We start from the raw sequence: 25,999 nt of genomic DNA on the forward strand, positions 1-25,999 counted from the left end.
CCTTCGACCTCGTGCAGGTTGGCAGTTTTTGCTTGGCACACACTCAGGTGGTCAGTGTCCGCAGCAGGTTCTTGTAATCTTCGCGGATATCCGCGTCAGTTTCACGCAATTCTGCGATCTTTCGGGTGGCGTGCAATACCGTAGTGTGATCCCGTCCACCAAAGGCATCGCCGATCTCCGGCAGGCTGTGGTTGGTCAGCTCCTTGGAGAGCGCCATCGCTACCTGACGGGGCCGGGCAACCGAGCGCGAGCGGCGCTTGGAGAGAATGTCGGCCACCTTGATCTTGTAGTACTCCGCCACCGTGCGCTGGATGTTGTCGATACTGACCAGCTTGTCCTGCAGGGCCAGCAGGTCCTTGAGCGACTCGCGGATCAGCTCGATGGTGATATCGCGACCCATGAAATGGGCGCTGGCGATGACCCGCTTCAGGGCTCCCTCCAGCTCACGGACGTTGGAACGGATCCGCTGGGCGATGAAGAATGCGGCGTCGTGGGGCAGATCGATACGCGACTGCTCGGCCTTCTTCATGAGAATGGCCACCCTGGTCTCCAGCTCCGGTGGCTCGACCGCGACGGTCAACCCCCAGCCGAAACGGGACTTGAGGCGTTCTTCCAGACCATCAATTTCCTTCGGGTAGCGATCGCTGGTGAGGATGACCTGCTGACCACCTTCCAGTAACGCATTGAAAGTATGGAAGAATTCCTCCTGGGAGCGTTCTTTTTTGGCAAAGAACTGAATATCATCGATCAGCAGAGCATCCACCGAGCGGTAATAGCGCTTGAAGTCATTGATGGCGTTCATCTGCAGCGCCTTGACCATGTCCGCCACGAAGCGCTCTGAATGCAGGTAGACGATCTTCGCCGCCGGATTCTTCTTCAACAGGTGATTACCCACCGCATGCATCAGGTGGGTCTTGCCCAGACCCACACCGCCATACAGGAACAGCGGGTTGTAGCCGTGCCGGGGGTTGTCCGCCACCTGCCAGGCCGCCGCACGGGCCAGTTGGTTGGACTTGCCCTCGACAAAGTTCTCGAAAGTGAAGCTGCGGTTCAGATAGCTGGTGTGCTTGATGACAGCGCCGCCCTGATCGGCGCGCTGAGGCGGCTGCGGCTCATCCTCCTCGACCCGGGGGTGATTGGCCGGCTCCGGCTGAAAACCGAGTCCGCGCTGATTGCGGACAGCGCTGCCGGCAGCTTCGGGCTCCGGCGCAGCGGGACGTGCCGGTTCGGCAGCAGCAGGCTCGGGAGCCGGCTGACGTGCCGGCGCCGCTGCGGCCGGTGCAGCAGCGCGTCGACTGCCTATAAGGAGGGATACCACCGGCGCCTGCCCCTGGGACAGGTCGTCCATGAGCTCCTGGATCCGGTTGAGGTACTTGTCGTTGACCCAATCCATCACAAAGCGATTCGGTGCATACAAGCGCAGCTCGCCCTGACCATCCTCCACCTGCAGCGGACGAATCCAGGTATTGAACTGCTGGGACGGAAGCTCATCGCGCAAGAAGTCCATGCATTGCTGCCAGAGTACAACAGACACTAAATTCCCCCGACGCCAAGCCTGTGCGGCTTGATCTGGCCATGAAAAAAGGTGCCGCGAGCCGGTGAGAACCGGGCCCGCAGAACATGCTGCATTCTAGCCCTTCGGCCCCCACTTATCCACACGAACATGGGGTGGATGCGACCTGGTCAACCCGCTGCGCAAGCGGATACCAACCACCTGCAGCGGACGCTGATCTGGCTGCAGGCCGCTGGGATCGAGGGGACCGGAGCCCTGTGGACAACATATGTACCGCGCTGTTGGCAACCAGGGCGCAGAACCGGGGATAAATCCCCCTGTGGATATCCTTGTCTTTTATCCACAACCCTGACACAGGCTCCCCAACGCTGGACGAACATCTTGTTCACCGATCCATCCTGCCCTGAAAGCAACGGTTGGTCAGCGTCGGAGACGTTTATCCACAGAAAAGTGAAGCCCCATTAACATCAACATCTTCTATCTTTTAAAAATCTATTCTCTGTATTGTTTATTTAACCGCGGCCCTGCAAATCAAATTGACCTTATGGTCCTGTTTCTCTAGAATCTCCGATCCCTTGAAAGGGCTTAGCGGCTCTGTCGTGAATTACTCAGGTATCTGAAGATGAAAAGAACTTTCCAACCCAGCGTTCTGAAGCGCAAGCGCAACCACGGTTTCCGTGCTCGTATGGCTACCAAGAACGGCCGCGCCGTTCTGGCTCGTCGTCGTGCCAAGGGCCGTCACAAGCTGTCAGCTTAAGACCGGATCTGCAGGTGAATCTCGGGTTCGGTCCTGAACACCGGCTATTGACGCCAGCACAGTTCAAGAACGTATTCGATGGAGCCACCTGCAAGGCCTCAGGTCCCACCCTTCTGCTGCTGTCCCGGCACAACGACCAGGCACATGCACGGTTGGGGCTGGTCATTGCCAAGAAAAATGTCCGGCGGGCCGTAGACCGAAACAGGGTCAAACGCATAGCCCGGGAGTCCTTCAGACACCATCGCGCTGATCTGGACCATCTGGACATCGTCGTCCTGGCCCGCAAGGGCCTGGGTGAACTTGACAATGCCGCGCTGCATGTCCTTTTCCAGGACATGTGGCGGCGCCTGAGCAAGGCCGCCGACAAGTACAACCGCTCCCGCAATTCCGGACCACCATCATCCAATGCGTAGCATCGCGCTCGGACTGATCAGGGTTTACCGTTACGCTATCAGTCCGCTGATGGCCAGTCATTGTCGTTTCTATCCGTCCTGTTCCTGCTACGCCCAGGAAGCCATTGAAGAACATGGCTTGCTCAAGGGTGGCCTGCTCAGCGCCCGGCGGCTGTCCCGCTGCCATCCCTGGAACCCCGGTGGCTACGATCCTGTACCCCTAAAGAACAACTGTTCGTCTCAGATGGCTGAAAAACCATGAACATGCAAAGAAACATCCTCCTCGCTGCGCTGGCCGTCATCGCCTACCTGATGATCCTGCAGTGGAACAGGGACTACGGCGATACGACCGTGGACTCCGTGGCCACCGGCAATCAGCAGGTACAGTCTGCGGACGTACCCTCGGTACCGACTGGTGAGCCGGCTGCGCTGGCCGGCAACGGGGATGTTCCACAGGCGGTGGATCCGGAAGGTGTCGATATTCCCAGCCCGCAGCCTGCGCTCAACACCACCGCCGGCGGCCTGATCAGCGTCCAGACCGATACGCTGCTGTTGACCATCGACCCGCGTGGTGGCGATATCGTCTCCCTGTCCCTGCCGGAATATCCGGTTTCCCAGAAGCGGCCTGATGTTCCTTTCCAGCTGCTGGAGCAGAGCGGTCAGCGTACCTACGTCGCCCAGAGCGGTCTGGCCGGTCGCAATGGTCCGGACGCCCGGGCCAACGGCCGCCCGCTGTACCAGACCGAACAGACCAGCTATCAACTGGCCGAGGGGCAGGACAGCCTGACGGTGGACCTGCAGTTCAGCGAAAACGGCGTCGATTACACCAAGCGCTTCACCTTCGAGCGGGGCGATTATCTGATCAAGGTCGACTATCTGATCGACAACCAGAGCGGCGAGACCTGGAACGGCGGTCTCTATGGTCAGATCAAGCGCGACGGCAGCGGTGACCCGTCCAGTTCCACTGCCACCGGTATGGCGACCTTCCTTGGTGCCGCCTACTGGAGCGCTGACGGTTCCTACGAGAAGCTCAAGCCCAAGGACATGGACAGAAGCAATCTGCGGGAAACCGTCACCGGCGGCTGGGCCGCCTGGCTGCAGCACTATTTTGTCAGCGCCTGGATTCCCAGCGCTGACGGCCAGCATGTATATCAGACCCGCAAGGACAGCCAGGGCAACTACCTGGTCGGCTTTGTCAGCCCGTCCGTCAGCGTATCTGCCGGTGAACAGGCCACCATCGGTGCCCAGTTCTATGCCGGTCCGAAGATCCAGGACCGTCTGAAGGAGATCTCCCCCGGCCTGCATCTGACCGTGGATTACGGCTTCCTCTGGTTCATCGCCCAACCGCTGTTCTGGATTCTCAGCATGATCCACAGCGTGGTGGGCAACTGGGGCTGGAGCATCATCCTGCTGACCATTCTGATCAAGCTGGCGTTCTTCCCGCTGTCGGCCACCAGCTACCGCTCGATGGCGAACATGCGCCGGGTCGCACCGAAGATGCAGGCGCTGCGCGAACAGTATGGTGATGATCGCCAGAAACTGTCCCAGGGCATGATGGAGCTGTACAAGAAGGAGAAGATCAATCCGTTGGGCGGCTGTCTGCCGATTCTGGTACAGATGCCGGTGTTCATCGCCCTGTACTGGACCCTGATGGAAAGCGTCGAGATGCGTCAGGCGCCGTGGATAGGCTGGATCACCGACCTGTCGCTGAAGGACCCGCTGTTCATCCTGCCGATCCTGATGGGCGTCAGCATGTTCATCCAGCAGCAGCTGAACCCAGCGCCGCCGGATCCGATGCAGGCCAAAGTGATGAAGATGCTGCCGATCATCTTCACCTTCTTCTTCCTGTGGTTCCCGGCCGGTCTGGTGCTGTACTGGGTAGTCAACAATATCCTGTCGATCGCGCAACAGTGGTACATTACCCGCCAGATCGAAGGCGCTGCGGCGAAGGACTGATCCCCGCATGTTGAATACAGAACGCCCCGATTCCGGGGCGTTCTGCTGTAGACGCGCCGCTGCGGCGCGATGTCCCGCCACGCCCGCCCAGGATCCGATCCACAGGAGCCCCCATGAGCCGCCAATATCACGCTGACACCATCGCCGCCATCGCCACGCCGCCCGGGCAGGGGGGAGTCGGGATCGTGCGGGTGTCCGGACCGGCGGCACTGCGGGTCGCTGAACAGATCAGCGGCATCGTTCCGCGCCCCCGATATGCCCATTACGGTGCCTTCAGCGCTGCAGGACAGGTCATCGATCAGGGCCTGACCCTGTTTTTCCCGGGTCCGAACTCCTTCACCGGCGAAGATGTGCTCGAGCTGCACGGTCACGGCGGCCCGGTGGTCATGGATATGCTGCTCAAGGCGTGCCTGGATTGCGGTGCCCGGTTGGCCAGGCCGGGGGAATTCAGTGAGCGGGCGTTTCTCAACGACAAGCTGGATCTGGCCCAGGCCGAGGCCATTGCCGACCTGATCGAGGCGAGCTCGGAGCAGGCCGCGCGCAATGCGGTGCAATCGCTGCAGGGCGCCTTCTCCCACCGGGTGCAGGCGCTGACTGAAGCGCTCATCCAGTTGCGCATCTATGTCGAAGCCGCGATCGACTTTCCCGAGGAGGAGATCGACTTTCTCGCCGACGGCCACGTTCTTGCGCAACTGCAGCAGGTGCAGGCCGACCTGCGCCAGGTTCAGAGGGAGGCCGGCCAGGGCGCGCTGCTGCGCGACGGCATGAACGTGGTGATCGCCGGTCGGCCCAACGCCGGCAAGTCCAGCCTGCTGAATGCCCTGGCCGGCAAGGAAAGCGCCATTGTCACCGATATTGCCGGAACCACCCGGGACATCCTGCGCGAGCATATCCATATCGACGGTATGCCACTGCATATCATCGACACAGCTGGGCTGCGGGATACCGATGATGTGGTCGAGCGGATCGGCGTGGAGCGCGCGGTAGCGGTGATTGCCGAAGCTGATCGCATTCTGCTGGTAGTGGATGCCAGCCAGCCGGAAGCCGGCAACCCCGACGCGCTGTGGCCGGAATTTCTTGATCGGCATCCCGAGCCCGGCAAGGTCACGCTCATCTACAACAAGGTGGACATCAGCGGCGAGCCGGTGGGCATTCGCGAAGCCGCAGATGGCAGTGCCAGTCTTCACCTCAGCGCCCGCAGCGGCGACGGTATAGCGCTGCTGCGTGAGCACCTGAAATCCTGCATGGGCTTCGAACAGACCGCCGAGGGTCTGTTCAGCGCCCGGCGCCGCCACCTTGACGCCCTGCAACGGGCAGCGGGATTCCTCGATCACGGCCACCAGCAGCTGACCTTGCTGGGGGCCGGTGAACTGCTTGCAGAAGACCTGCGCATGGCACAGCAGGCGCTGGCGGAGATTACCGGGGAGTTCAGCCCGGATGATCTGCTGGGGCGGATCTTCTCGAGTTTCTGTATCGGCAAGTAACCGCCGTTACAGACCCCGCCTGTAACTCAGCAGCCGCCCGCGATACGGGGCCGGTTCGTCTTCGCTGAAGGCCATGGGAGTGGCCGTCAGTTCGAATCCCATCTCCTCCATCAGCCGGCTGAACCGATTGCGGTAGCCACGACCGGGGCAGGTGATCATCACCTTGGCCACCGGGGCGGCCAGTTGTTCGATCAACAGTGCCAGCATGCCCGGGTGGTTGCGCTCATACAGCACGTCACTTCCAACGATCAGGTCGTACTGGCGCGGTTTCCTGATCTTCTTCGTCCACGGCAGGTCCCGGTAGGGGATCGGGGGCAGACTGTTCAGCACTGCGTTGTAGTCCAGGAAACGTTCACTGAGGGGATGATGGTCACTGGCAGTGACATCGGCGCCGCGGGATTTGAGCAGCAGGCTGGGCAAGGCCAGCCCGCAGCCCAGCTCGATGATCCGCCGATTGGCAATGTCGATGTGCTTGACCGCCTGGGCCAGTGCACGGCTGGCAGGCCAGAGCTGACCGAACAGGCTCCAGCTCGCCGAACAGATGCCCGCGCGCCTGGCTTCACCGTCCGGGTCAGCGTATTGCATATGATCACTGAGCGCACGGAGCCTGTATTCCCTTGCGCCGACGCGCACGTCGAGTTTCCGGGTTTCATAACCGGGCATATTCGTCCCTCCTGTCTGAATATGGTTTGCCGAAGCAATGAAATCGAAAGGATGAGCCACTGGGGCTGTGAAAGGAGGCGTGGTCGCTTCGCTGAGCCCTGTGGACAACCACCACTGAGCCCTGCTCATAACCCCATGGATAAGGGTGTGCGAAACCTGCCTGTGGATAACCATACCAGTTATACACAGCAAGTGCAGAGGAAGCGGAGCCATTCAGCCCCAGCCTGACCACAGAGTTATCATTCCGGTAAACCATTGTGGAATGTAGCTTTTATTGTGTTATCCACAGAAAAGCACCTGCCCATACATAACATCAGTATTTATCTTTTATATATTTCTTATCTTTTATTCTGATGATGATCAGCTGGATGACCGCCGGCACGGCTGATCAAAAAATGTTCAGCCACAGCTGCAATTTTTCTGCTCCGGCCCTATAATCAGCCCCTTTTCCCGAACGTCCGGCTGATGCCGGGCAACGAGGTGTACGGTGGAATTTCCAGATCGTTTTGACGTGATTGTGGTAGGTGGCGGCCATGCGGGTACCGAAGCCGCGCTGGCGGCTGCGCGCATGGGAGTCAAAACCCTGCTGCTCAGCCATAACGTCGAAACGCTGGGCCAGATGAGCTGCAACCCGGCCATCGGTGGTATCGGCAAAAGCCATCTGGTGAAGGAGATCGATGCACTGGGCGGCGCCATGGCCCGGGCAACGGATCGTGCCGGCATCCAGTTCCGCGTGCTCAACAGCCGCAAGGGTCCGGCGGTGCGGGCCACACGGGCGCAGGCCGACCGGGTGCTGTACAAGGCGGCGATCCGCTACATGCTGGAGAATCAACCGAACCTGTGGATATTCCAGCAGGCCTGCGATGACCTGGTGGTCGAGCAGGATCAGGTCCGCGGTGTGGTGACCCAGATGGGGCTGCGTTTTCTTGCCGACAACGTGGTGCTGACTGCCGGCACCTTCCTCGGCGGGCAGATCCATATCGGCCTGGACAATTTCTCCGGCGGCCGGGCCGGTGATCCGCCAGCCATTGCGCTCGCTCACCGCCTGCGCGAACTGCCGCTGCGGGTAGATCGGCTGAAGACCGGCACTCCTCCGCGGATCGACGGACGCAGCGTGGATTTCTCGAAGATGCTGGCTCAGCCGGGCGACACCCCGGTGCCGGTGATGTCCTTCCTGGGTCGGGCCGACGAGCACCCCGAGCAGGTCAACTGCTGGATCACCCATACCAACGAGCGCACCCACGAGATCATTCGCAACAACCTGGACCGCTCGCCCATGTATACCGGGGTGATCGAGGGGGTCGGGCCGCGCTATTGCCCGTCGATTGAGGACAAGATCCACCGGTTTGCCGACAAGGAATCCCACCAGGTCTTCATCGAACCCGAGGGGCTGACCACCCACGAGCTGTATCCCAACGGCATTTCCACCTCGCTGCCGTTCGATGTGCAGCTGGAACTGGTGCGCTCGATCCGTGGCATGGAGAACGCGCATATCCTGCGTCCGGGCTACGCCATCGAATACGACTACTTCAATCCCCAGGATCTGAAATACTCGCTGGAAACCAAGGTTATCGGCGGCCTGTTCTTTGCCGGCCAGATCAATGGCACCACCGGCTACGAGGAGGCCGGGGCCCAGGGATTGCTGGCCGGTCTCAACGCTGCCCGCCGCGCCCAGGGTCTGGAAAGCTGGTGCCCTCGCCGGGATGAGGCGTACATCGGGGTACTGGTGGATGACCTGATCACCATGGGTACCCGCGAGCCCTACCGCATGTTCACCTCCCGTGCCGAATACCGGCTGGTGCTGCGCGAGGACAACGCTGACCTGCGCCTGACCGAAAAGGGCCGCGAACTGGGGCTGGTCGACGACGAGCGTTGGGCGGTCTTCAATGCCAAGCGCGAGGCCATCGAGGCAGAGACCCAGCGCCTGCGCTCGACCTGGGTACAGCCGGGCAGTGAAACCGGCCAGGCCTTCGCCGCCCGTTTCAACACGCCACTGACCCGCGAATACAGCCTGCTGGACCTGTTGCGCCGTCCGGAAGTGGACTATGCCACCCTGGTCGAGCTGACCGGTGCCAGTGACATTCCGGCCGATGCGGCCGAGCAGGTGGAGATCCAGACCCGCTACGCCGGCTACATCGAGCGTCAACAGGACGAGATCGACCGGCTGCGTCAGCACGAGGAAACCCTGCTGCCGGCGGATCTGGATTACCTGGCGCTCAACGGCCTGTCCAAGGAAATCAGTCAGAAGCTCGCCAGCATCCGGCCCCAGACCCTGGGCCAGGCGTCGCGCATTCCCGGCGTTACCCCGGCGGCGGTCAGTCTGTTGCTGATTCACCTGAAAAAGCGCAATGCGCTGGGTGACGGCAAATTATCGAAGGAGGCCTGACAGGCATGGTAGATCACGCCGGGCAGCTGACCCGTGGTGCGAAGGAAATGGGCATAGCCCTCAGCGACAGCCAGGCGCAGCAGCTGCTCGACTACATGGCGCTGCTGAACAAGTGGAACAAGGCCTACAATCTGACCGCCGTGCGGGACCCCGACGAGATGGTCAGCCGCCATCTGCTGGACAGCCTGAGCATCCTGCCGCTGGTGGGTAGCGGACGCTGGCTGGATGTCGGCAGCGGCGGTGGCATGCCGGGTGTCATCCTGGCCATCATGCTGCCGGAAAACCGGTTCACCCTGCTCGACAGCAACGGCAAGAAGACCCGCTTCCTCACCCAGGTGAAACTTGAACTGGGCCTGGAAAACATGCAGGTGGTGAACAGCCGGGTGGAAGCCTTTTCCCCTGATCTTCCATTTGACGGTATAGTGTCCCGGGCATTCAGTTCGCTGGCCGATTTCACCAATCTGACGCGCCACCTGAGCACCGCCGACACCCGCTGGCTGGCGATGAAGGGGCTGTACCCGGAGGAAGAGCTCCAGGCGCTGGCCGAGGACTTCAGCGTGCAGAGCAGTATCGAGCTGGCGGTGCCCGGCTGCGTCGCCAGCCGGCACCTGCTGATACTGCAGCGGGCGGCCTAGGCTGCGGGCAATAACCGAGAGGAGATTCGCTGTGGGCAAGGTATTGGCTATTGCCAACCAGAAAGGCGGTGTCGGCAAGACCACGACCTCGGTGAATCTGGCTGCCTCGCTGGCGGCTACCAAGCGCAGGGTGCTGTTGATCGATCTTGATCCCCAGGGCAACGCGACCATGGGCAGCGGCATCGACAAGTCGCAGCTGGAGCGTTCGGTATATGACGTTCTGACCGATGGCTGCAGTCTGGATGAAGCGGTGCAGCGCTCCGAAGCCGGCGGCTACGATCTGCTGCCGGCCAATGGCGATCTTACTGCTGCCGAGGTCGAGCTGCTGGACATGAAGATGAAGGAAAGCCGCCTGCGCTACGCGCTGGCCAGCGCCCGGGAGGCCTACGACTACATCCTCATCGATTGCCCGCCGTCGCTGAACATGCTTACGGTCAACGGCCTGGTTGCGGCCGACGGCGTGATCATTCCCATGCAGTGCGAGTACTACGCGCTGGAGGGGCTGTCGGCGCTGATCAACACCATCCAGCGGATCAGTTCGGTGCTCAACCCGGGCCTGCAGATCGAAGGGCTGCTGCGGACCATGTACGATCCGCGCAACAGCCTGACCCGCGAGGTGTCCGAGCAGCTCACCGAGCATTTCGGCGACCGTCTGTACCAGACGGTCATCCCGCGCAACGTACGGCTGGCCGAGGCACCGAGTTTCGGTCTTCCGGTACTGGTCTATGACAAGCAGTCCCGCGGAGCGGTAGCCTATCTGGCACTGGCCGGCGAGTTGGTCAGACGCCACCGCAAGGCAGCGGGCCCGGTGGCAATCTAATCATTTTCTGGTAGAAGGACAGGACGGGCATGGCGGTCAAGAAACGCGGCTTGGGACGGGGATTGGATGCGCTGCTGGGGCAGACCGGCATCAACAACGACACTGCCCAGGGCAGTGAGGATCAGCAGCTGCGGCAGCTGCCGGTCGATCTCATCCAGCGCGGCAAATATCAGCCCCGCCGCGACATGGACCCCCAGGCCCTCGAAGAGCTGGCCAGCTCGATCAAGGCCCAGGGAGTGATGCAGCCGATCGTGGTGCGCCCGATCGGCTCCGACCGCTACGAGATCATTGCCGGCGAACGGCGCTGGCGGGCGACCCAGCAGGCCGGACTGGACACCATTCCGGCCGTGGTGCGCGAGGTCCCGGACGAAGCCGCCATCGCCATGGCGCTGATCGAGAACATCCAGCGCGAAGATCTCAACCCCATTGAAGAAGCCATTGCCCTGCAGCGCCTGCAACAGGAATTCGAACTGACCCAGCAGCAGGTGGCCGATGCGGTGGGCAAATCCCGGGTCACCATCACCAACCTGCTGCGCCTGATGTCCCTGGCCGATGACGTGAAACTGCTGCTCGAGCGCGGCGATATCGAGATGGGCCATGCCCGGGCGCTGCTCGGCCTGCCCGCCGAGCGCCAGAGCGAAGCCGCCCGTCAGGTTGTCGCCAGGGGATTGACCGTCCGTCAGACCGAGGCGCTGGTCCGGCAGTGGCTGAATCCACCGCGCGAATCGGGCACGGTGCAGAACAACCCCGACATAGAACGACTGCAACAGGACCTGGCCGAGCGCATCGGTGCGGAGGTGAAGATCCAGCACGGCGCCCGGGGCAAGGGCAAACTGGTCATCAGTTACAATTCGCTGGACGAACTCGATGGCGTCCTCATGCACATCAAGTAACAACTGCGACATTGCGGCGCACCACGGAAATCAACCGCTGTAGTTGAATCGACTACGTAATGCACCTATACTCCTCGCGCTATTTTGGCTGGGCAAAAATGCATCAGTCTGTTGCACAGAGCGCGCGGTCGAGCAGTTGAGAGAAAGAGGGTCGGAATGGACGCACGTACGCCCAGAAAGTCCCCGTTTCAGCAAACTCCCGCATTTCCGGTTCTGGTAGCGCAAAGTGTTGTGACGCTCGCAGTAGCGCTCGTCCTGTGGATGGTCCAGGGCTTGACAGCTGGCTACTCGGGTTTGTTGGGGGGACTTGTGGCGCTGATCCCCAACTGCTATTTCGCCTACCGGGTGTACCGCTACAGCGGAGCCCGTTCGGCCCGCGCCATCGTCGGTGAGTTTTACTCCGGCGAGGCAGGCAAACTGATATTGACGGCCGTGCTGTTCATCGCGGTATGGCTGGTAGTGGAACCGCTGGTGGTGGCGGCCGTATTCGGCGGCTACCTTGCGGTGCTGGCAACAGGAGCCAGCGCACTGCTGATCGTCAGAGGCTTTCCAAAGCATTAGTGTCTGAGGCAAATATGGCAACTACATCAGCTGAATACATTCAGCACCACTTGCAGAACCTGACCTTCGGCAAGCTGCCGGCAGGCTACGAACGCGCGGACGGCACCATCGTCAACGAATCCACCTGGACCTTTGCCCGCAGCGGTGTGGAAGCTGCCGACATGGGCTTCATGGCGCTGCACGTGGACACCCTGGGCTGGTCTGTCCTGATGGGCCTGATCTTCATCGGCCTGTTCCGCTTCGTCGCCACCCGCGCCACCGTGGATACCCCCGGCGGTCTGCAGAACTTCGTGGAAATCATCGTCGAATTCGTCCAGGGCATCGTCAAGGATACCTTCCACGGGAAGAATGCCCTTGTCGCCCCCCTGGCGCTGACCATCTTTGTCTGGGTGTTCCTGATGAACTCCCTGAAGTGGATACCCGTCGACTACATCCCGCAACTGGCCACCCTGTTCGGCCAGCATGTGCTGGGCATGGCTCCCGAGGACGTCTACTTCAAGATCGTGCCGACCACCGACCCCAACGGTACCTTCGGCATCTCCATTGCGGTGTTTGCGCTGATCATCTACTACAGCCTCAAGATCAAGGGCGTGGGCGGTTTCACCCGTGAGCTGACCCTGACCCCGTTCAACCACTGGGCACTGATTCCCTTCAACTTCTTCCTGGAAGTGCTGGGACTGCTGACCAAGCCGCTGAGCCTGGCTCTGCGTCTGTTCGGCAACATGTACGCCGGCGAGGTGGTGTTCATCCTGATTGCACTGCTGCCCTTCTACGTGCAGTGGGTACTCAACGTGCCCTGGGCAATCTTCCATATTCTGGTAATTCCGCTGCAGGCCTTCATCTTCATGGTGCTGACTGTGGTGTATCTGAGCGGTGCCCATGAGGATAACCACTAAGCAGCCGCGAGCCCTTGTTCAACCAACGACAAACTTGAACTACAACCTTGATCTTTAGGAGTAATTATGGAACTCGTCATCATCGCAGCCTCTATCATGATCGGTCTGGGCGCCCTGGGTACCGGCATCGGCTTCGCCATCCTCGGTGGCAAGCTGCTGGAATCCACTGCCCGTCAGCCTGAGCTGGCTCCGCAACTGCAAACCAAGACCTTCCTGATGGCCGGTCTGCTCGACGCCGTACCGATGATCGGTGTTGGTATCGCGATGTACCTGATCTTCGTTGTTGCCCCTGGCGTTGCCGGTTAATCGATAGCTGGTAATGATGAACGGCAGGACGTTGGTCCTGCCGTGTCGATCTTGTCCCCGGGACACAACGAAATAGCACGAGGTAAATCGCTGTGAATATTAATCTGACGCTGTTTGGTCAAACGATTGCCTTCGCTATTTTTGTCTGGTTTACCATGAAGTTCGTATGGCCGCCGGTAACCCGCGCCATGCAGGAACGCCAGAAAAAAATCGCCGAAGGCCTGGATGCGGCTGGCCGCGCCCAGCGTGACCTGAGCCTGGCCCAGGAAAAAGCCGCCCAGACCCTGCGTGAGACCAAGGAACAGGCTGCTCAGATCCTCGAGCAGGCCAACAAGGGTGCCACCCTCATCATCGAGGAAGCCAAAGAGCAGGCACGTTCCGAGGGTGAACGTCTGGTTGCAGCCGCCAGGGCTGAAATCGAACAGGAAATGAATCGCGCCAGGGATCAGCTGCGCGCCCAGGTTGCCACGCTGGCGATCAAGGGTGCCGAGCAGATCCTCGAATCCGAAGTGGATTCCGCGGCCCACAGTGAGCTGGTCAACAAACTGGCCTCACAACTCTAAGCGAGGCGAGCATGGCTACAATCACTACGCTGGCTCGGCCTTACGCAAAAGCGGCTTTCGAGTTTGCTACTTCTGCTGCTGCGCTGGATGCCTGGTCAGGCATGCTGGCTGTCGCAGCCGCCGTAGCCGCCGACCCCGTTTTTGTCGAGAGGATGCGTGACCCGGCTCTGACCCGGGAGCGCAAGGCCGATGATCTGCTCATGGTGTGTGAAGGTCAGATCACTCCCGAGTTCGGAAACTACATCCGTACTCTGGCTGACAACGACCGTCTGCTCCTGATCCCGGACATCGCCGAGCTCTTCGAGCAGTACAAGGCGGAACACGATCGCAGCATCACAGTCGAGGTGGAGTCCGCCTTCGAACTGTCTGCCGATCAACAGAAAACGCTGGCAACCGCTTTAACCAGGCGGTTAGACCGCACAGTAACTCCCCATGTGACCATCAACCCGTCTCTGATTGGCGGTGTGTTGATTCGTGCGGGTGACCTGGTCATCGACGGTTCGGTCCGCGGCAAGCTTGCAAAGCTGGCCGAGGCGTTGAAATCCTGATTTGAGGGACATGGCATGCAGCAACTGAATCCTTCCGAAATTAGCGAAATTATCAAGCAGCGCATCGAGAAACTCGATGTTAGCTCGCAAGCGCGCAATGTCGGCACCGTCGTCAGCGTATCTGACGGCATCGTACGTATTCACGGCCTGGCCGACGCAATGTACGGGGAAATGATCGAGTTCCCCGGCGGCGTATACGGTATGGCACTGAACCTGGAGCAGGACTCCGTCGGTGCGGTAATTCTGGGTAACTACCTGACCCTGGCCGAGGGTATGGAAGCCAAGTGCACCGGCCGTATCCTGGAAGTGCCGGTAGGTCCGGAACTGCTGGGTCGCGTGGTCGACGCACTGGGCAACCCGATCGACGGCAAGGGCCCGGTCGAGGCCAAGCTGACTGACGCGGTTGAAAAGGTAGCCCCCGGCGTGATCTGGCGCAAGTCGGTAGACCAGCCGGTGCAGACCGGCTACAAGTCGGTTGACGCGATGATCCCGATCGGCCGTGGCCAGCGTGAGCTGATCATCGGCGACCGCCAGATCGGCAAGACCGCCATGGCGATCGACGCGATCATCAACCAGAAAGACAGTGGCATCAAGTGTGTCTACGTTGCGGTGGGCCAGAAGCAGTCCACCATCGCCAACGTGGTGCGCAAGCTGGAAGAGCATGGCGCTCTGTCCAACACCATCATCGTTGCCGCCTCCGCTTCCGAATCGGCTGCCCTGCAGTTCCTGGCACCCTACTCCGGTTGCACCATGGGCGAATACTTCCGCGACCGTGGCGAAGACGCGCTGATCGTGTTCGACGACCTGTCCAAGCAGGCCGTTGCCTACCGTCAGATCTCCCTGCTGCTGCGTCGTCCGCCGGGCCGCGAAGCCTACCCCGGTGACGTCTTCTATCTGCACAGCCGTCTGCTGGAGCGCGCTTCCCGCGTTTCCGAGGAGTACGTCGAGCAGTTCACCAACGGGGAAGTGAAGGGCAAGACCGGTTCCCTGACCGCGCTGCCGATCATCGAGACCCAGGCCGGTGACGTATCCGCCTTCGTTCCGACCAACGTGATCTCCATCACCGACGGTCAGATCTTCCTGGAGTCCGACCTGTTCAACTCCGGTATCCGTCCTGCGGTCAACGCCGGTGTGTCGGTATCCCGGGTAGGTGGTTCGGCGCAGACCAAGATCATCAAGAAGCTGTCCGGTGGTATCCGTACCGCACTGGCCCAGTACCGTGAGCTTGCCGCCTTTGCCCAGTTCGCTTCCGACCTGGACGAGGCCACCCGCAAGCAGCTGGAACATGGTCAGCGCGTGACCGAACTGATGAAGCAGAAGCAGTACTCGCCGATGTCCGTGGCGGAAATGGCGATCAGCCTGTACGCCGCCGAGAAGGGCTTCCTGACTGACGTTGAAATCAGCAAGATCGGTGCCTTCGAAACTGCCCTGCTGGCCTGGTTCAAGCGTGAGAAAGCCGACCTGCTCGCGAAGATCAACGAGAAGGGCGACTACAACGACGAGATCGAAGCCGGTATCAAGTCTGGCATCGAGAACTTCAAGGCGACCCAGAGCTGGTAAGCCGAGGGCGGGACGGGAGGCAATCCTGTCCCGCTTCGTGCGATACGGCCACGGGCTAACCTGAAAGGTGTGACATGGCAGGCGCAAAAGAGATACGCGGTAAAATTTCGAGTATCAAGAGTACTCAGAAGATCACCAGCGCCATGGAAAAGGTGGCGGTCAGCAAGATGCGCAGGGCACAAGCGCGCATGGCGACCAGCCGTCCCTACGCTGAGCGGATTCGTCAGGTCATTGGCCATCTGGCCAATGCCAACCCCGAATATCGCCACCCCTTCATGCAGGAGCGTGAAGTCAAACGGGTCGGCTATATCGTGGTCAGCACGGATCGTGGTCTTTGCGGTGGCTTGAACACCAACCTGTTCAAGACACTGGTAACAAACATGAAGGAGTGGCGTGACCGTAACGTCGAAACCGAGCTGTGCGTGATCGGCAGCAAGGGTGCTGCGTTTTTCCGCAGCTACGGTGGCAACGTTGTCGCGGCAATCAGCAACCTGGGTGAACAGCCGGCACTGAACGACCTCATCGGCAGCGTCAAGGTCATGCTTGACGGCTACAACGAGGGCCGGATCGATCGTCTGTATCTGGTTTCCAACGAATTCGTCAACACCATGGTGCAGAAGCCCAAGGTGGAGCAGCTGATCCCGCTGGTGCCCTCGGACACCGCCGAGCTGCAGGAACGTTGGGATTATGTCTATGAACCCGATGCCCAGGGGCTGCTGGATGGCCTGCTGACCCGTTATATCGAGTCGCAGGTGTACCAGGCTGTCGTCGAGAACAGTGCCAGCGAACAGGCGGCACGGATGATCGCGATGAAGAATGCGACTGACAATGCGGGCGACATCATCGACAGCCTGCAGCTGATCTACAACAAGGCACGTCAGGCTGCGATCACCCAGGAAATTTCGGAAATCGTCGGCGGCGCCGCCGCGGTGTAAACCCCGGCCAGACGAAACGGTTTCATACCACTTAGAGGAACCTACAATGAGTAGCGGACGTATCGTTCAAATCATCGGTGCCGTCATCGACGTGGAATTTCCGCGCGATCAGGTGCCGAACGTATATGACGCGCTGAAAGTCATCGGCGCGGAAACTACCCTGGAAGTCCAGCAGCAGCTGGGCGACGGCATTGTCCGTACCATCGCCATGGGCAGTACCGAAGGTCTGAAGCGTGGCCTGGACGTCAACAACACCGGTGCCGCGATTTCCGTACCGGTTGGCGCCGGCACCCTGGGCCGCATCATGAACGTACTGGGCGAGCCGATCGACGAAGCCGGCCCGGTCGAGCATGAAGAGAAGTGGGGCATCCACCGCGCCGCGCCGAGCTATGCCGAACAGGCTGGCGGCAGCGACCTGCTGGAAACCGGTATCAAGGTCATCGACCTGGTCTGCCCCTTCGCCAAGGGCGGCAAGGTGGGTCTGTTCGGTGGTGCCGGTGTCGGCAAGACCGTGAACATGATGGAGCTGATCAACAACATCGCCAAGGCGCACAGCGGTCTGTCCGTGTTCGCCGGTGTGGGTGAGCGTACCCGTGAAGGTAACGACTTCTACCACGAGATGAAGGACTCCAACGTTCTGGACAAGGTTGCGATGGTCTACGGCCAGATGAACGAGCCGCCGGGTAACCGTCTGCGCGTGGCCCTGACCGGTCTGACCATGGCCGAGAAATTCCGTGAGGAAGGCAAGGACGTACTGCTGTTCATCGACAACATCTACCGTTACACCCTGGCCGGTACCGAAGTATCCGCCCTGCTGGGTCGTATGCCGTCCGCGGTAGGTTATCAGCCGACACTGGCCGAGGAGATGGGTGTTCTGCAGGAGCGTATCACCTCCACCAAGACCGGTTCCATCACCTCCATCCAGGCCGTCTATGTACCTGCGGACGACCTGACTGACCCGTCGCCTGCCACCACCTTCGCCCACCTTGACGCGACTGTGGTACTGAGCCGTGACATCGCTTCCCTGGGTATCTACCCGGCGGTTGACCCGCTGGATTCCACCAGCCGTTCGCTGGATCCGCTGGTGATCGGCCAGGAGCACTACGACGTGACCCGCGGTGTGCAGTATGTTCTGCAGCGCTACAAGGAGCTGAAGGACATCATCGCGATCCTGGGTATGGACGAACTGTCCGAGGAAGACAAGCAACTGGTAGCCCGCGCCCGTAAGATCCAGCGCTTCCTGTCGCAGCCCTTCCACGTGGCCGAAGTCTTCACCGGCGCACCCGGCAAGTATGTGTCCCTGAAGGAAACCATCCGTGGCTTCCAGGGCATCCTCAACGGTGATTACGATCACCTGCCGGAGCAGGCTTTCTACATGGTCGGCACGATCGACGAAGCGGTAGAGAAAGCAAGCAAAATGTAATGGGCCGCGCCCGCTGCGGCGGGCGCTGAACCGAGGCAATGTGAATGGCTATGACAGTGCACTGCGATATCGTAAGCGCGGAAGAAGAGCTGTTTTCCGGCCTGGTCGAGATGGTCGTGGCACACGGCAACATGGGTGACATCGGTGTTCTGCCGGGTCACACGCCGCTGTTGACCGATCTCAAGCCAGGCCCGGTCCGGGTGATCAAGCAGGACAAGACCGAGGAGGTGTTCTACATCTCCGGTGGCTTCCTGGAAGTTCAGCCGAGCATGGTCAAGGTGCTTGCCGACACGGCCATCCGTGCCGGTGACATTGACGAAGCAGCTGCAGAAGAAGCGAAGAAGGCCGCAGAGAAGGCTCTCAACGAGAAAGGTGCCGAGTTCGACTACGGTTCGGCCTCCGCCCGTCTCGCCGAAGCCGCAGCCCAATTGCGGACCGTGCAGGAACTTCGCAAGAAATACGGTGGACCAGCGATCAATCGCTGATCAGCGTGACGGAAAAGGCAGCTTCGGCTGCCTTTTTTGTTTTCCGGAATCGAGCCGCTGCAGGAACCCGTTACCGCTCCCCTTTGTCTGTTTGCAGGTAATCGTTGCCAGCCTCTATCATTCAACACCCAAGATAATTCCCAGGATCCGCTTTCATGAATCTCCACGTCGTTATTCTCGCCGCCGGTCAGGGCACCCGCATGCGTTCTGCGCTTCCCAAGGTTCTGCATCCCGTTGCAGGCAAACCCATGCTGGAGCATGTGATCGACGGGGCTCGCGCACTGTTGCCTGAGGGCATCCACGTGGTTATCGGCCATGGTGCCGAGCAGGTCCGCGAGCGGTTGGAAAGCGCGGACCTGAACTGGGTGCTGCAGACCGAACAGCTGGGCACCGGCCACGCCGTTGCCCAGGCGCTGCCGCACATCACCGGCGCGGACCAGGTACTGGTGCTGTACGGTGACGTCCCGCTGATTCGGGTGGAGACGCTGCGCGCGCTGGTGGATCAGGCGGGCAGCCAGGCGCTGGGTCTGTTGACAGTGCTGATGCAGGATCCTACCGGCTATGGCCGCATCATCCGTGATGATCAGGGCCGGGTGCGAGCCATTGTCGAGCAGAAGGATGCCTCTGCCGAGCAGCTGCTGATCAACGAAGGCAATACCGGCATCATGGTCCTGCCAGGCGCCAGGGCAGCCGATTGGCTGAACAGCCTGTCCAACCACAATGCCCAGGGCGAGTATTACCTGACCGATGTGGTGGAGCTGGCGGTCGCCGGCGGGGTGCCGGTGGAAGTGGCCCAGGCGCAGGACGAGCTGGAGGTGCTGGGCGCCAACAATCGTCTTCAGCTGGCGGTGCTTGAGCGCGGCTGGCAGGCCCGTGAAGCCGAGCGGTTGATGACCAAGGGCGCCTCCCTGGCTGACCCTGCACGACTCGACGTACGGGGCGAGGTAAGCATCGGCCGGGATATCAGCATTGACGTCAACGTGGTGCTGGAAGGTCGGGTGGTGATCGAGGATGGGGTGATCATCGAGTCCAACTGCGTGATCCGTGATTCGGTGATCAAGGCCGGCTCGGTGATCAAGGCGTTCAGCCACCTGGACGGCGCAGAGGTCGGCGAGCAGTGTGACGTCGGTCCGTATGCCCGACTGCGTCCCGGTACCCGGCTGCTTACCGGGGCGAAGGTCGGCAACTTTGTCGAGACCAAGAAGACCGTGCTGGGCGCCGGCTCGAAGATCAATCACCTGTCCTACGTCGGTGACACGGAGGTGGGCAGCAGCGCGAATATCGGTGCGGGTACCATCACCTGCAACTACGACGGGGTGAACAAGTTCATGACCCGTATCGGCGACGGTGCCTTCATCGGCTCGAACACGGCGCTGGTGGCGCCGGTATCGGTGGGTGCAATGGCGACCACCGCCGCAGGCTCGACCATTACTCAGGATGTCCCGGACAACACGCTGGGTGTGGCCAGAGCCCGCCAGCGCAACGTGGAAGGCTGGAAGCGCCCCGCCCGACAAGCGAAGCCCGAGTAGGCGGCAAGTTGTCCCCCTGTGTCCTATAGTGTTCTGAGTCTTTCAGCGCTGGACACAGGAGAAGAAGGGATGTTTGCTAAATTTTCCGAAACCCTGGGCGGTCTGCAACTGCCGCTGCGGGTGGTGGTGAAGGGCGGACCGACGCTGGACCTGGCCGCCGAACCGCGAGTGACCCTGCAGATCAACGACCTCGAGCTGCTGCAGGAAATGCAGCATCCGACCCTGGACAAGCTCGGCGAGGCCTACATCGACCAGCGCCTGGAAATCCAGGGCAACATCATGGATGTCATAGAGGTGGCCGATCGCCTGAGCAAGGGGCTGATCGGCGACCAGCCATCCCCTCCGGTCGAGCGCACCGAGCACGACCGGAAGATGGACGCCGAAGCCATCTCCTATCACTACGACCTTTCCAATGAATTCTACGAGCTCTGGCTGGACCCGCAGATGGTCTACTCCTGCGGCTACTTCCGCAGCCCGGAGGACAGCCTGGCGGCCGCCCAGACCCAGAAACTGGATCACCTGTGCCGCAAGCTGCGGTTGAAGCCCGGGGAGCGGTTGCTGGACGTTGGCTGCGGTTGGGGGGGGACTGGCCCGGCATGCAGCGAAGTTCTACGGCGCCCGTGTGCATGGCATCACCCTGAGCAAGGCGCAGCTCGAGTGGGCACAGGCGCGCACCGAGGCGGCGGGGCTGACCGATCAGGTCACCCTGGAGCTGCTTGATTACCGGGATCTGCCCGGCGACGAGCGCTTCGACAAGGTGGTCAGCGTCGGCATGTTCGAGCATGTGGGACATGCCAATCTGGGCAGTTACTTCAAGATCCTCTACGACCAGGTCAAGCCGGGCGGCCTGGTGATGAACCATGGCATCACCGCCAAATATGTCGATGGGCGGCAGGTGGGCCAGGGTGCGGGCAAATTCATCGGGCGCTATGTCTTTCCTCACGGCGAGCTGCCGCACCTGTCCATGGCCATCGCCCGCATGAGCGAACAGGGATTTGAGGTGCTGGACGTAGAAGGGCTGCGCCTGCATTACGCACGCACGCTGGAACACTGGAGCCATAATCTGGAGCAGCGCCTGGAGCAGGCCCGGGAGCTGGTATCGGACAAGGCGCTGCGCATCTGGCGGGTCTATCTGGCCGGTTGTGCCTACGGATTCCGGCGCAACTGGATGAACATTCACCAGATTCTGGCCGTCAAACCCCTGCCGGACGGCAGCCATCACGTACCCTGGACCCGGGACGATATCTATGGCCAATGAGTATGGATGGGCTCAGGCCCCATGGTGATGATGAACTCCCCGGTCCGGTCCCTGGCGGGAGTGCCGACGTGCCCCTGAAACGGCTGAAGCAGGATGACCTGAACACTGACGAAGCGCTGCCCTGGGATCTGCTCGACGCCGAAGGCCGGGTGATCGTGCATCGGGGCGAGGTGCTGGAAGCAGGGCCCAGACTGGACCGTCTGATCGAACGCGGACTCTACCGGATCAATGAATCGCCGGAGAGCCGTGATACGGCGGATGTGGGCCTGCCGGACATGCTGCTCGCGCCGGGAGATATTCTTCAGTTGCAGACCACCGGCAGCGGCCAGGGCGAGCGTTATCCGGTCAGGCTTATCGGCTATCACAGTCCGGTCAGCGTACTGGTGTCCGCGCCCCTGGCCAACGGCAGGCTGGTCTTCATCAAGGAAGGCCAGCGCCTGCTGGTACGCGGATTCGTCGGGCGGGACGCGGTGGGTTACAGCACCCGGGTTCTTAAGTCCAATCTCTCGCCCTTCGCCTATCTTCACCTGGCCTGGCCGGATGAAGTCCAGACCATGCGCATCCGCGGTTCGGCCAGAGTACCGGTGGAGCTGGTATGCGCTGTGATTGCCGCCGATGCACAATACTCGGCCCGGATGATCGATCTGAGTCAGGGCGGCGCCCGTCTGCTGTCGCGGGTACCACTCGGCGCGGTGGGCGACCAGGTCCAGTTGGCCTTTCGCATCAACCCCGGCGGGACGGAGATCTACCTGCGCCCCCGTGCGCTGGTGCGCACGGTGGTCGATGAACAGGGCCAGATCACCACCGGAGTGGAATTCATCGACCTGAGTGAAACGGATAACCTCTATCTGAGTAACATGGTCTACCAGCATCTGCTGAGGGAGAAGCTGTAATGATGTGGCGATGGATAAGCGCCGTCATGCTTGTGCTGCTGTGCAGCAGCGTATCTGCTCAGGAGCGGATACAGGCCAGGCTGGGCGGGCACGGATTCGAACTGGAACTGGTTAGAGAGCCGGAAGACCGTCGCAAGGGCCTGATGGGGCGGGAACAGTTGGCCCCGGACACGGGCATGCTGTTCGATTTTCCCGCGGGGACCACCCCGTCGATCTGGATGCGCAACATGCATATACCGCTGGATCTGCTCTTCGTCGACGGGCTGGGGACGCTGGTCGATGTGTTTACCGAGGTGCCCCCCTGCACGGGCCAGCCCTGCGAGATCTACCAGGCAAGCCAGCCGCTGCGGTTCGTGATCGAGGTACCTGCCGGGACCGTGCAACGGCTGGGCCTGGCGCCCGGGGACAGAATCGATCTCAGCGGCTATCAGCTGAGGCCGGCGCCGCCCCTCTGAACGGGGGCGACTGCCAGCTGCCATCACTGAACTGTTCGCAATAGGCCTTCAGTACCGGGCCGTCATCCGGTTCGCTGTAATAATGGATCGATTGCCGGTAGGCCACCCCCTCGCTCCGTGCATCGGCACAGATGCCGTAGGCCCCTTCCGGACAGTTGTCCATGAAGCTCACCTCGAAACTGCGATCGGCAATCTGCGGTTGGCAGAAACTGTCTCTGAACAGCTGCGGCGGGATACTGATGTTCTGCTGGCACATGCGGATGGGCAGTTGATCGTCATCGGACTCGATCAGGCAGGCGTCGGCCAGCGCCGGGCTGGCAAAACCAAACAGTATGGAGGCAATCAGCAAACGCAGCATCAGACAGGATTCCCAAGGGTCATGCTGGCCACCTTAATTGTGCCGATTGCGCTATGCAAGGGATGTTCCACGTGAAACGAAGCGGGAGTCACAACAGACGCAGATGGGACACGGTGTCCGGGCCATCAGGGCCGTCACCGGGAAAGGGATGGGGCGCAAGCTCGACCCTGACCAGCGTCTGGCCATGCAGCTCGACGAAGCCGGGATAACGGCGTTCACCGGTAACGGTGAATTCGAAGGCGTAGCGGCGACTGATGCCGGGGCGGCCGTAACGCCCGCGTCCGGGCCGGATGCGGCTGAGCGCCACGCTTTCATCCAGCAGCTGTACGCCCGCCCGACTGCAATGCTGGCGGGCCATGTGCAGCGCCCGGTCGTGCAGGCCCATGGCGCGCCATATCCATGCACCCAGGGCAGCGGCCAGGATGATCAGCGCCATGTGTTCTAGTTCAAACACCACGGTATCTCACCTCCATTACCCGGATGCAATCTCGCTCCGGATAATGCCAGCATACATCCACGTCCCAGAATTGCACGGCATACCGGCGCTCGGGGGGCGGCTGCTGATAGGCCGGCTTGGGATCCTGCGCCAGACACTGCTGGATCAGTTCGACCAGCGGCTGGCCGAGGCGCTGCGCGTGAGTCCGGGCCTGGATCAGCGCCTGGTCATCCCAGACCACCGGGAGCAGCGCGGGCGGCGCATCCGCCAGGGCGTTGCTGGCCTCGGCGACGGCATCGGCATAGGGAACATAGGGTTTGATGTCGAGCACGGGGGTGCCATCGAGCAGATCGATGCCGGAAATGTGCAGGCGACCGGGCTCGACGCGATCGAGCCGCACCACCGACTGCCCGATCGGGTTGGGGCGATGGGTGGCCCGGCTGGCGAATACGCCTATGCGGCGGTTGCCGCCCAGCCGGGGCGGACGCACCCGCAGGTGATCGGGTCCGCTGGCGGCGGCATGGAACACGAACAGCAACCACAGGTGGCTGACACTCTCGAGACCTTCCACCGCTTCGGCGCGGTCATAGGGAGGGTACAGCTCGACGGTGCCCCGGGCTGCCGGTGCCAGACTGGGCTGGCGGGGAATGGCAAACTTCTCGGCGAAGCCGGAATGTACCACGCCGATGGGGTCGAAACTGAAGGACATCAGGGGTTCCGTAGTAACGGTGGTATCGACTGCGGGTTATCCAGCAGCACGAAATGGCTGCCGTCAGCCACTTCGATGATCTGCAGGTTCTCCGCCTGCCGCGCGCTTTCCAGCATGGCGCCGCTGTGCAGGATGCGATCCCGCTCGGGGACCAGTATCGCACCCCGCTGAACGTGGAGATAGATATCGGTTCCGGTGGTCTCCATCCAGTTCAGCAGATCCCGCAGGTTGCTCATCATCAAGCGGCTGCTGGCCGGGTTGAACGGCATGGCCATGATCAGCTCGCGCTTTTCGCCCTTCTTCAGCGGCCCCCAGATCGGCCGGGAGAACACGGCGTCCGGCCTGCCCTGCCATAGTAGATGAACCAGCGGAAGGAACCAACGGGCGATCGCCGGTTGAGGCTTCCATGGCCGCCCCTGGGGCAACGCGGGGGCCTCCAGCAGCACCTCGACGGTGCTGAACAGATCCGGGCGCTGGCGTGCCGCCTCCAGTACCACCGCACCGCCACGGGAATGGCCATGTACCTGCAGGCTGCGAGTGGAGGGCAGATGCTCCAGCGCGAGATTGACCAGTTCGGCATCGGCGGCGATGGTGCCGGGCCGGTGGTGGTTGCCGGTCGCCCACGGGGCATTGCAGGTTTTGCTAGGGTGAAAGGGCAGTTGATAGCCGGTGGCGACCAGCATGATCAGCTCGATCCGCGGGTCATCGTAGAAGCGCGCGAAATACAGCGGGCTCTCCAGAAAGCCATGCATCACCACGACCGTGGCTTCGGCCTCATGCTCGGCGTGGCGGTGGACGATCCAGCCACCGTTGACCGGATAGAAGTCCGCATCCATGGACTGCCGGGGCGGTGAAGGCACCTGGCGAACCAGAAGCCATCGATAGGTACCGACCAGCGCAAGCGCCGTCAGTGTCAGCCAGATATATACCGCCATTATGCCTCCGCTGCATGGGTATCGTGTAACTGCTGCCTTGCGTGAGGGTCAGATCTTAGCGTAACGCCCGTCGTAGAGCGCTCACCCGTGTGGGCGACTGGTCTGCGGCGCCGGGATTACAGATCCACGCGCTCGGCGCGCAGCCGGTAACTGGCATCGGCCAGCTCGTTGCTGGTCTGGTCAACCAGCAACAGACCGGTCAGCCACATGGGCTGATAGATGTCTTCGATGGCGATGCCGCGGGGGTAGTCCACCAGGATGATCTGGTTGGGTGGTGGGGGCGGAACGTGGATGCAGGCGCCCGGCCAGGGCACCAGGAAGAAACTGATGTAGCGGCCGTGTTCATCGGTCTCCAGCGGTACCGGATAGCCGCCGATCTGCACCTGACGATCATGCATCTCGGCTACCACGCGGGTCGAGTACATGACCTCGGGCAGCTCACGGTCATCGTTGCGCAGATTGCTGGTGAAGTCGCCGGGAGCTTCCTCGCCCCAGTCATGGCCGATTTCCGGCATGTCCAGCATGGCCTGATAATCTTCCTCGGGCAGCAGGTCGAGCCAGTCCACTTCCTGTGGCGCGGCGTGACCTGGTGCAATGAGACAGCAGGTCAAGGCCAGGGCGAGCAGACAACGCAGCATCGGCTTCTCCGC

28 protein-coding genes and 1 pseudogene are annotated in these 25,999 nt (G+C 61.4%); 22 read left to right on the forward strand and 7 right to left on the reverse strand.

What is annotated here, in order from left to right; all coding sequences use genetic code 11:
- Positions 1–43 precede the first annotated feature (43 nt).
- The gene (gene dnaA, locus IEW63_RS10215) at positions 44–1,507 is read right to left on the reverse strand and encodes a chromosomal replication initiator protein DnaA (RefSeq protein ID WP_373288223.1); all 1,464 of its coding nucleotides are present in this window, start codon (positions 1,505–1,507) and stop codon (positions 44–46) included.
- A gap of 628 nt (positions 1,508–2,135) precedes the next feature.
- Between dnaA and rpmH the strand changes: the two genes are divergently transcribed.
- The 5 genes from rpmH to mnmE all read left to right on the forward strand — a co-directional run bounded on the left by rpmH (position 2,136) and on the right by mnmE (position 6,102).
- Positions 2,136–2,270 carry a 50S ribosomal protein L34 gene (gene rpmH, locus IEW63_RS10220; protein ID WP_074779021.1) on the forward strand — a complete coding sequence of 45 codons (135 nt, stop codon included), beginning with the start codon at positions 2,136–2,138 and terminating at the stop codon, positions 2,268–2,270.
- A gap of 14 nt (positions 2,271–2,284) precedes the next feature.
- Positions 2,285–2,683, forward strand: a complete 399-nt coding sequence (gene rnpA, locus IEW63_RS10225) for a ribonuclease P protein component (RefSeq protein ID WP_188636518.1) — start codon at positions 2,285–2,287, stop codon at positions 2,681–2,683.
- Entirely contained in the window at positions 2,676–2,924 is a 249-nt protein-coding gene (yidD, locus tag IEW63_RS10230; protein ID WP_188636519.1) for a membrane protein insertion efficiency factor YidD, read from the forward strand. The genes rnpA and yidD overlap by 8 nt, the downstream gene beginning before the upstream one ends.
- Positions 2,921–4,618: a membrane protein insertase YidC gene (gene yidC, locus IEW63_RS10235; protein WP_188636520.1), complete on the forward strand. Its 1,698-nt coding sequence runs from the start codon at positions 2,921–2,923 to the stop codon at positions 4,616–4,618. Before yidD ends, yidC begins: the two co-directional genes overlap by 4 nt.
- Before the next feature lie 113 nt (positions 4,619–4,731).
- Positions 4,732–6,102, forward strand: a complete 1,371-nt coding sequence (mnmE, locus tag IEW63_RS10240; RefSeq protein WP_188636521.1) for a tRNA uridine-5-carboxymethylaminomethyl(34) synthesis GTPase MnmE — start codon at positions 4,732–4,734, stop codon at positions 6,100–6,102.
- Between the two features lie 6 nt (positions 6,103–6,108).
- Here the strand turns inward: mnmE and IEW63_RS10245 are convergent, their stop codons facing one another.
- A complete protein-coding gene (locus IEW63_RS10245; RefSeq protein ID WP_188636522.1) occupies positions 6,109–6,765 on the reverse strand; it encodes a class I SAM-dependent methyltransferase in 657 nt (218 codons plus the stop codon).
- Positions 6,766–7,252: 487 nt separating this feature from the next.
- Here IEW63_RS10245 and mnmG point away from each other — a divergent pair, with 487 nt between their 5' ends.
- The 17 genes and pseudogenes from mnmG (at position 7,253) to IEW63_RS10330 (ending at position 22,911) form a co-directional block, all read left to right on the forward strand.
- Positions 7,253–9,151 (forward strand): tRNA uridine-5-carboxymethylaminomethyl(34) synthesis enzyme MnmG, encoded by a 1,899-nt coding sequence (gene mnmG / locus IEW63_RS10250; protein ID WP_188636523.1) that lies wholly within the window; start codon positions 7,253–7,255, stop codon positions 9,149–9,151.
- Positions 9,148–9,786, forward strand: a complete 639-nt coding sequence (gene rsmG, locus IEW63_RS10255; protein ID WP_229710466.1) for a 16S rRNA (guanine(527)-N(7))-methyltransferase RsmG — start codon at positions 9,148–9,150, stop codon at positions 9,784–9,786. Before mnmG ends, rsmG begins: the two co-directional genes overlap by 4 nt.
- A gap of 31 nt (positions 9,787–9,817) precedes the next feature.
- Positions 9,818–10,606, forward strand: a complete 789-nt coding sequence (locus IEW63_RS10260; protein ID WP_188636525.1) for a ParA family protein — start codon at positions 9,818–9,820, stop codon at positions 10,604–10,606.
- Between the two features lie 29 nt (positions 10,607–10,635).
- Entirely contained in the window at positions 10,636–11,499 is an 864-nt protein-coding gene (locus IEW63_RS10265) for a ParB/RepB/Spo0J family partition protein (RefSeq protein WP_188636526.1), read from the forward strand.
- Between the two features lie 156 nt (positions 11,500–11,655).
- Entirely contained in the window at positions 11,656–12,060 is a 405-nt protein-coding gene (locus IEW63_RS10270) for a F0F1 ATP synthase subunit I (protein WP_188636527.1), read from the forward strand.
- Positions 12,061–12,074: 14 nt separating this feature from the next.
- Positions 12,075–12,956, forward strand: coding sequence for a F0F1 ATP synthase subunit A (atpB, locus tag IEW63_RS10275; RefSeq protein ID WP_188636528.1), 882 nt, complete (start codon positions 12,075–12,077; stop codon positions 12,954–12,956).
- Between the two features lie 66 nt (positions 12,957–13,022).
- Positions 13,023–13,262 carry a F0F1 ATP synthase subunit C gene (atpE, locus tag IEW63_RS10280; RefSeq protein WP_044499327.1) on the forward strand — a complete coding sequence of 80 codons (240 nt, stop codon included), beginning with the start codon at positions 13,023–13,025 and terminating at the stop codon, positions 13,260–13,262.
- 92 nt (positions 13,263–13,354) lie between these two features.
- A complete protein-coding gene (locus IEW63_RS10285) occupies positions 13,355–13,825 on the forward strand; it encodes a F0F1 ATP synthase subunit B (RefSeq protein ID WP_188636529.1) in 471 nt (156 codons plus the stop codon).
- Positions 13,826–13,836: 11 nt separating this feature from the next.
- Positions 13,837–14,373 carry a F0F1 ATP synthase subunit delta gene (locus tag IEW63_RS10290; RefSeq protein ID WP_188636530.1) on the forward strand — a complete coding sequence of 179 codons (537 nt, stop codon included), beginning with the start codon at positions 13,837–13,839 and terminating at the stop codon, positions 14,371–14,373.
- Between the two features lie 15 nt (positions 14,374–14,388).
- Complete coding sequence (gene atpA / locus IEW63_RS10295) at positions 14,389–15,933, forward strand: F0F1 ATP synthase subunit alpha (protein WP_188636531.1); 1,545 nt, start codon at positions 14,389–14,391, stop codon at positions 15,931–15,933.
- A 74-nt stretch (positions 15,934–16,007) separates the two neighbouring features.
- Positions 16,008–16,868 carry a F0F1 ATP synthase subunit gamma gene (gene atpG / locus IEW63_RS10300; protein ID WP_188636532.1) on the forward strand — a complete coding sequence of 287 codons (861 nt, stop codon included), beginning with the start codon at positions 16,008–16,010 and terminating at the stop codon, positions 16,866–16,868.
- Between the two features lie 46 nt (positions 16,869–16,914).
- Positions 16,915–18,291, forward strand: coding sequence for a F0F1 ATP synthase subunit beta (gene atpD, locus IEW63_RS10305; protein ID WP_188636533.1), 1,377 nt, complete (start codon positions 16,915–16,917; stop codon positions 18,289–18,291).
- A gap of 44 nt (positions 18,292–18,335) precedes the next feature.
- Positions 18,336–18,776, forward strand: coding sequence for a F0F1 ATP synthase subunit epsilon (locus IEW63_RS10310; RefSeq protein ID WP_188636534.1), 441 nt, complete (start codon positions 18,336–18,338; stop codon positions 18,774–18,776).
- A 155-nt stretch (positions 18,777–18,931) separates the two neighbouring features.
- Positions 18,932–20,305, forward strand: a complete 1,374-nt coding sequence (gene glmU / locus IEW63_RS10315; protein ID WP_188636535.1) for a bifunctional UDP-N-acetylglucosamine diphosphorylase/glucosamine-1-phosphate N-acetyltransferase GlmU — start codon at positions 18,932–18,934, stop codon at positions 20,303–20,305.
- Positions 20,306–20,374: 69 nt separating this feature from the next.
- Positions 20,375–21,563, forward strand: a pseudogene (gene cfaB / locus IEW63_RS10320) (C17 cyclopropane fatty acid synthase CfaB).
- A gap of 68 nt (positions 21,564–21,631) precedes the next feature.
- Positions 21,632–22,456 carry a flagellar brake protein gene (locus tag IEW63_RS10325; RefSeq protein ID WP_188636536.1) on the forward strand — a complete coding sequence of 275 codons (825 nt, stop codon included), beginning with the start codon at positions 21,632–21,634 and terminating at the stop codon, positions 22,454–22,456.
- Positions 22,456–22,911 (forward strand): DUF192 domain-containing protein, encoded by a 456-nt coding sequence (locus tag IEW63_RS10330; protein WP_188636537.1) that lies wholly within the window; start codon positions 22,456–22,458, stop codon positions 22,909–22,911. Before IEW63_RS10325 ends, IEW63_RS10330 begins: the two co-directional genes overlap by 1 nt.
- Here IEW63_RS10330 and IEW63_RS10335 read toward each other — a convergent pair.
- The 5 genes from IEW63_RS10335 to IEW63_RS10355 all read right to left on the reverse strand — a co-directional run bounded on the left by IEW63_RS10335 (position 22,874) and on the right by IEW63_RS10355 (position 25,984).
- A complete protein-coding gene (locus tag IEW63_RS10335) occupies positions 22,874–23,269 on the reverse strand; it encodes an NADH:ubiquinone oxidoreductase (RefSeq protein ID WP_188636538.1) in 396 nt (131 codons plus the stop codon). The genes IEW63_RS10330 and IEW63_RS10335 overlap by 38 nt on opposite strands.
- Before the next feature lie 88 nt (positions 23,270–23,357).
- Positions 23,358–23,726 carry a DUF3301 domain-containing protein gene (locus tag IEW63_RS10340; RefSeq protein ID WP_188636539.1) on the reverse strand — a complete coding sequence of 123 codons (369 nt, stop codon included), beginning with the start codon at positions 23,724–23,726 and terminating at the stop codon, positions 23,358–23,360.
- Complete coding sequence (gene tsaA / locus IEW63_RS10345; protein WP_188636540.1) at positions 23,716–24,414, reverse strand: tRNA (N6-threonylcarbamoyladenosine(37)-N6)-methyltransferase TrmO; 699 nt, start codon at positions 24,412–24,414, stop codon at positions 23,716–23,718. The genes IEW63_RS10340 and tsaA overlap by 11 nt, the downstream gene beginning before the upstream one ends.
- A complete protein-coding gene (locus IEW63_RS10350) occupies positions 24,414–25,349 on the reverse strand; it encodes an alpha/beta hydrolase (protein ID WP_188636541.1) in 936 nt (311 codons plus the stop codon). Before IEW63_RS10350 ends, tsaA begins: the two co-directional genes overlap by 1 nt.
- Positions 25,350–25,465: 116 nt before the next feature.
- Positions 25,466–25,984 carry a DUF3299 domain-containing protein gene (locus IEW63_RS10355; RefSeq protein ID WP_229710468.1) on the reverse strand — a complete coding sequence of 173 codons (519 nt, stop codon included), beginning with the start codon at positions 25,982–25,984 and terminating at the stop codon, positions 25,466–25,468.
- Positions 25,985–25,999 lie beyond the last annotated feature (15 nt).

It is taken from the genome of Halopseudomonas pertucinogena, assembly GCF_014646575.1.
In the GTDB taxonomy this organism is placed as follows: domain Bacteria; phylum Pseudomonadota; class Gammaproteobacteria; order Pseudomonadales; family Pseudomonadaceae; genus Halopseudomonas; species Halopseudomonas pertucinogena.

What these genes read in the sequence shown, in the direction of transcription:
- dnaA (WP_373288223.1), bottom strand. Translation starts at nt 1,507, where the DNA reads ATGGACTTCTTGCGCGATGAGCTTCCGTCCCAGCAGTTCAATACCTGG.
- rpmH (WP_074779021.1), top strand. Translation starts at nt 2,136, where the DNA reads ATGAAAAGAACTTTCCAACCCAGCGTTCTGAAGCGCAAGCGCAACCAC.
- yidD (WP_188636519.1), top strand. Translation starts at nt 2,676, where the DNA reads ATGCGTAGCATCGCGCTCGGACTGATCAGGGTTTACCGTTACGCTATC.
- yidC (WP_188636520.1), top strand. Translation starts at nt 2,921, where the DNA reads ATGAACATGCAAAGAAACATCCTCCTCGCTGCGCTGGCCGTCATCGCC.
- mnmE (WP_188636521.1), top strand. Translation starts at nt 4,732, where the DNA reads ATGAGCCGCCAATATCACGCTGACACCATCGCCGCCATCGCCACGCCG.
- IEW63_RS10245 (WP_188636522.1), bottom strand. Translation starts at nt 6,765, where the DNA reads ATGCCCGGTTATGAAACCCGGAAACTCGACGTGCGCGTCGGCGCAAGG.
- IEW63_RS10265 (WP_188636526.1), top strand. Translation starts at nt 10,636, where the DNA reads ATGGCGGTCAAGAAACGCGGCTTGGGACGGGGATTGGATGCGCTGCTG.
- IEW63_RS10270 (WP_188636527.1), top strand. Translation starts at nt 11,656, where the DNA reads ATGGACGCACGTACGCCCAGAAAGTCCCCGTTTCAGCAAACTCCCGCA.
- atpB (WP_188636528.1), top strand. Translation starts at nt 12,075, where the DNA reads ATGGCAACTACATCAGCTGAATACATTCAGCACCACTTGCAGAACCTG.
- atpE (WP_044499327.1), top strand. Translation starts at nt 13,023, where the DNA reads ATGGAACTCGTCATCATCGCAGCCTCTATCATGATCGGTCTGGGCGCC.
- IEW63_RS10290 (WP_188636530.1), top strand. Translation starts at nt 13,837, where the DNA reads ATGGCTACAATCACTACGCTGGCTCGGCCTTACGCAAAAGCGGCTTTC.
- atpA (WP_188636531.1), top strand. Translation starts at nt 14,389, where the DNA reads ATGCAGCAACTGAATCCTTCCGAAATTAGCGAAATTATCAAGCAGCGC.
- atpG (WP_188636532.1), top strand. Translation starts at nt 16,008, where the DNA reads ATGGCAGGCGCAAAAGAGATACGCGGTAAAATTTCGAGTATCAAGAGT.
- atpD (WP_188636533.1), top strand. Translation starts at nt 16,915, where the DNA reads ATGAGTAGCGGACGTATCGTTCAAATCATCGGTGCCGTCATCGACGTG.
- IEW63_RS10310 (WP_188636534.1), top strand. Translation starts at nt 18,336, where the DNA reads ATGGCTATGACAGTGCACTGCGATATCGTAAGCGCGGAAGAAGAGCTG.
- glmU (WP_188636535.1), top strand. Translation starts at nt 18,932, where the DNA reads ATGAATCTCCACGTCGTTATTCTCGCCGCCGGTCAGGGCACCCGCATG.
- IEW63_RS10330 (WP_188636537.1), top strand. Translation starts at nt 22,456, where the DNA reads ATGATGTGGCGATGGATAAGCGCCGTCATGCTTGTGCTGCTGTGCAGC.
- IEW63_RS10335 (WP_188636538.1), bottom strand. Translation starts at nt 23,269, where the DNA reads ATGCTGCGTTTGCTGATTGCCTCCATACTGTTTGGTTTTGCCAGCCCG.
- tsaA (WP_188636540.1), bottom strand. Translation starts at nt 24,414, where the DNA reads ATGTCCTTCAGTTTCGACCCCATCGGCGTGGTACATTCCGGCTTCGCC.
- IEW63_RS10350 (WP_188636541.1), bottom strand. Translation starts at nt 25,349, where the DNA reads ATGGCGGTATATATCTGGCTGACACTGACGGCGCTTGCGCTGGTCGGT.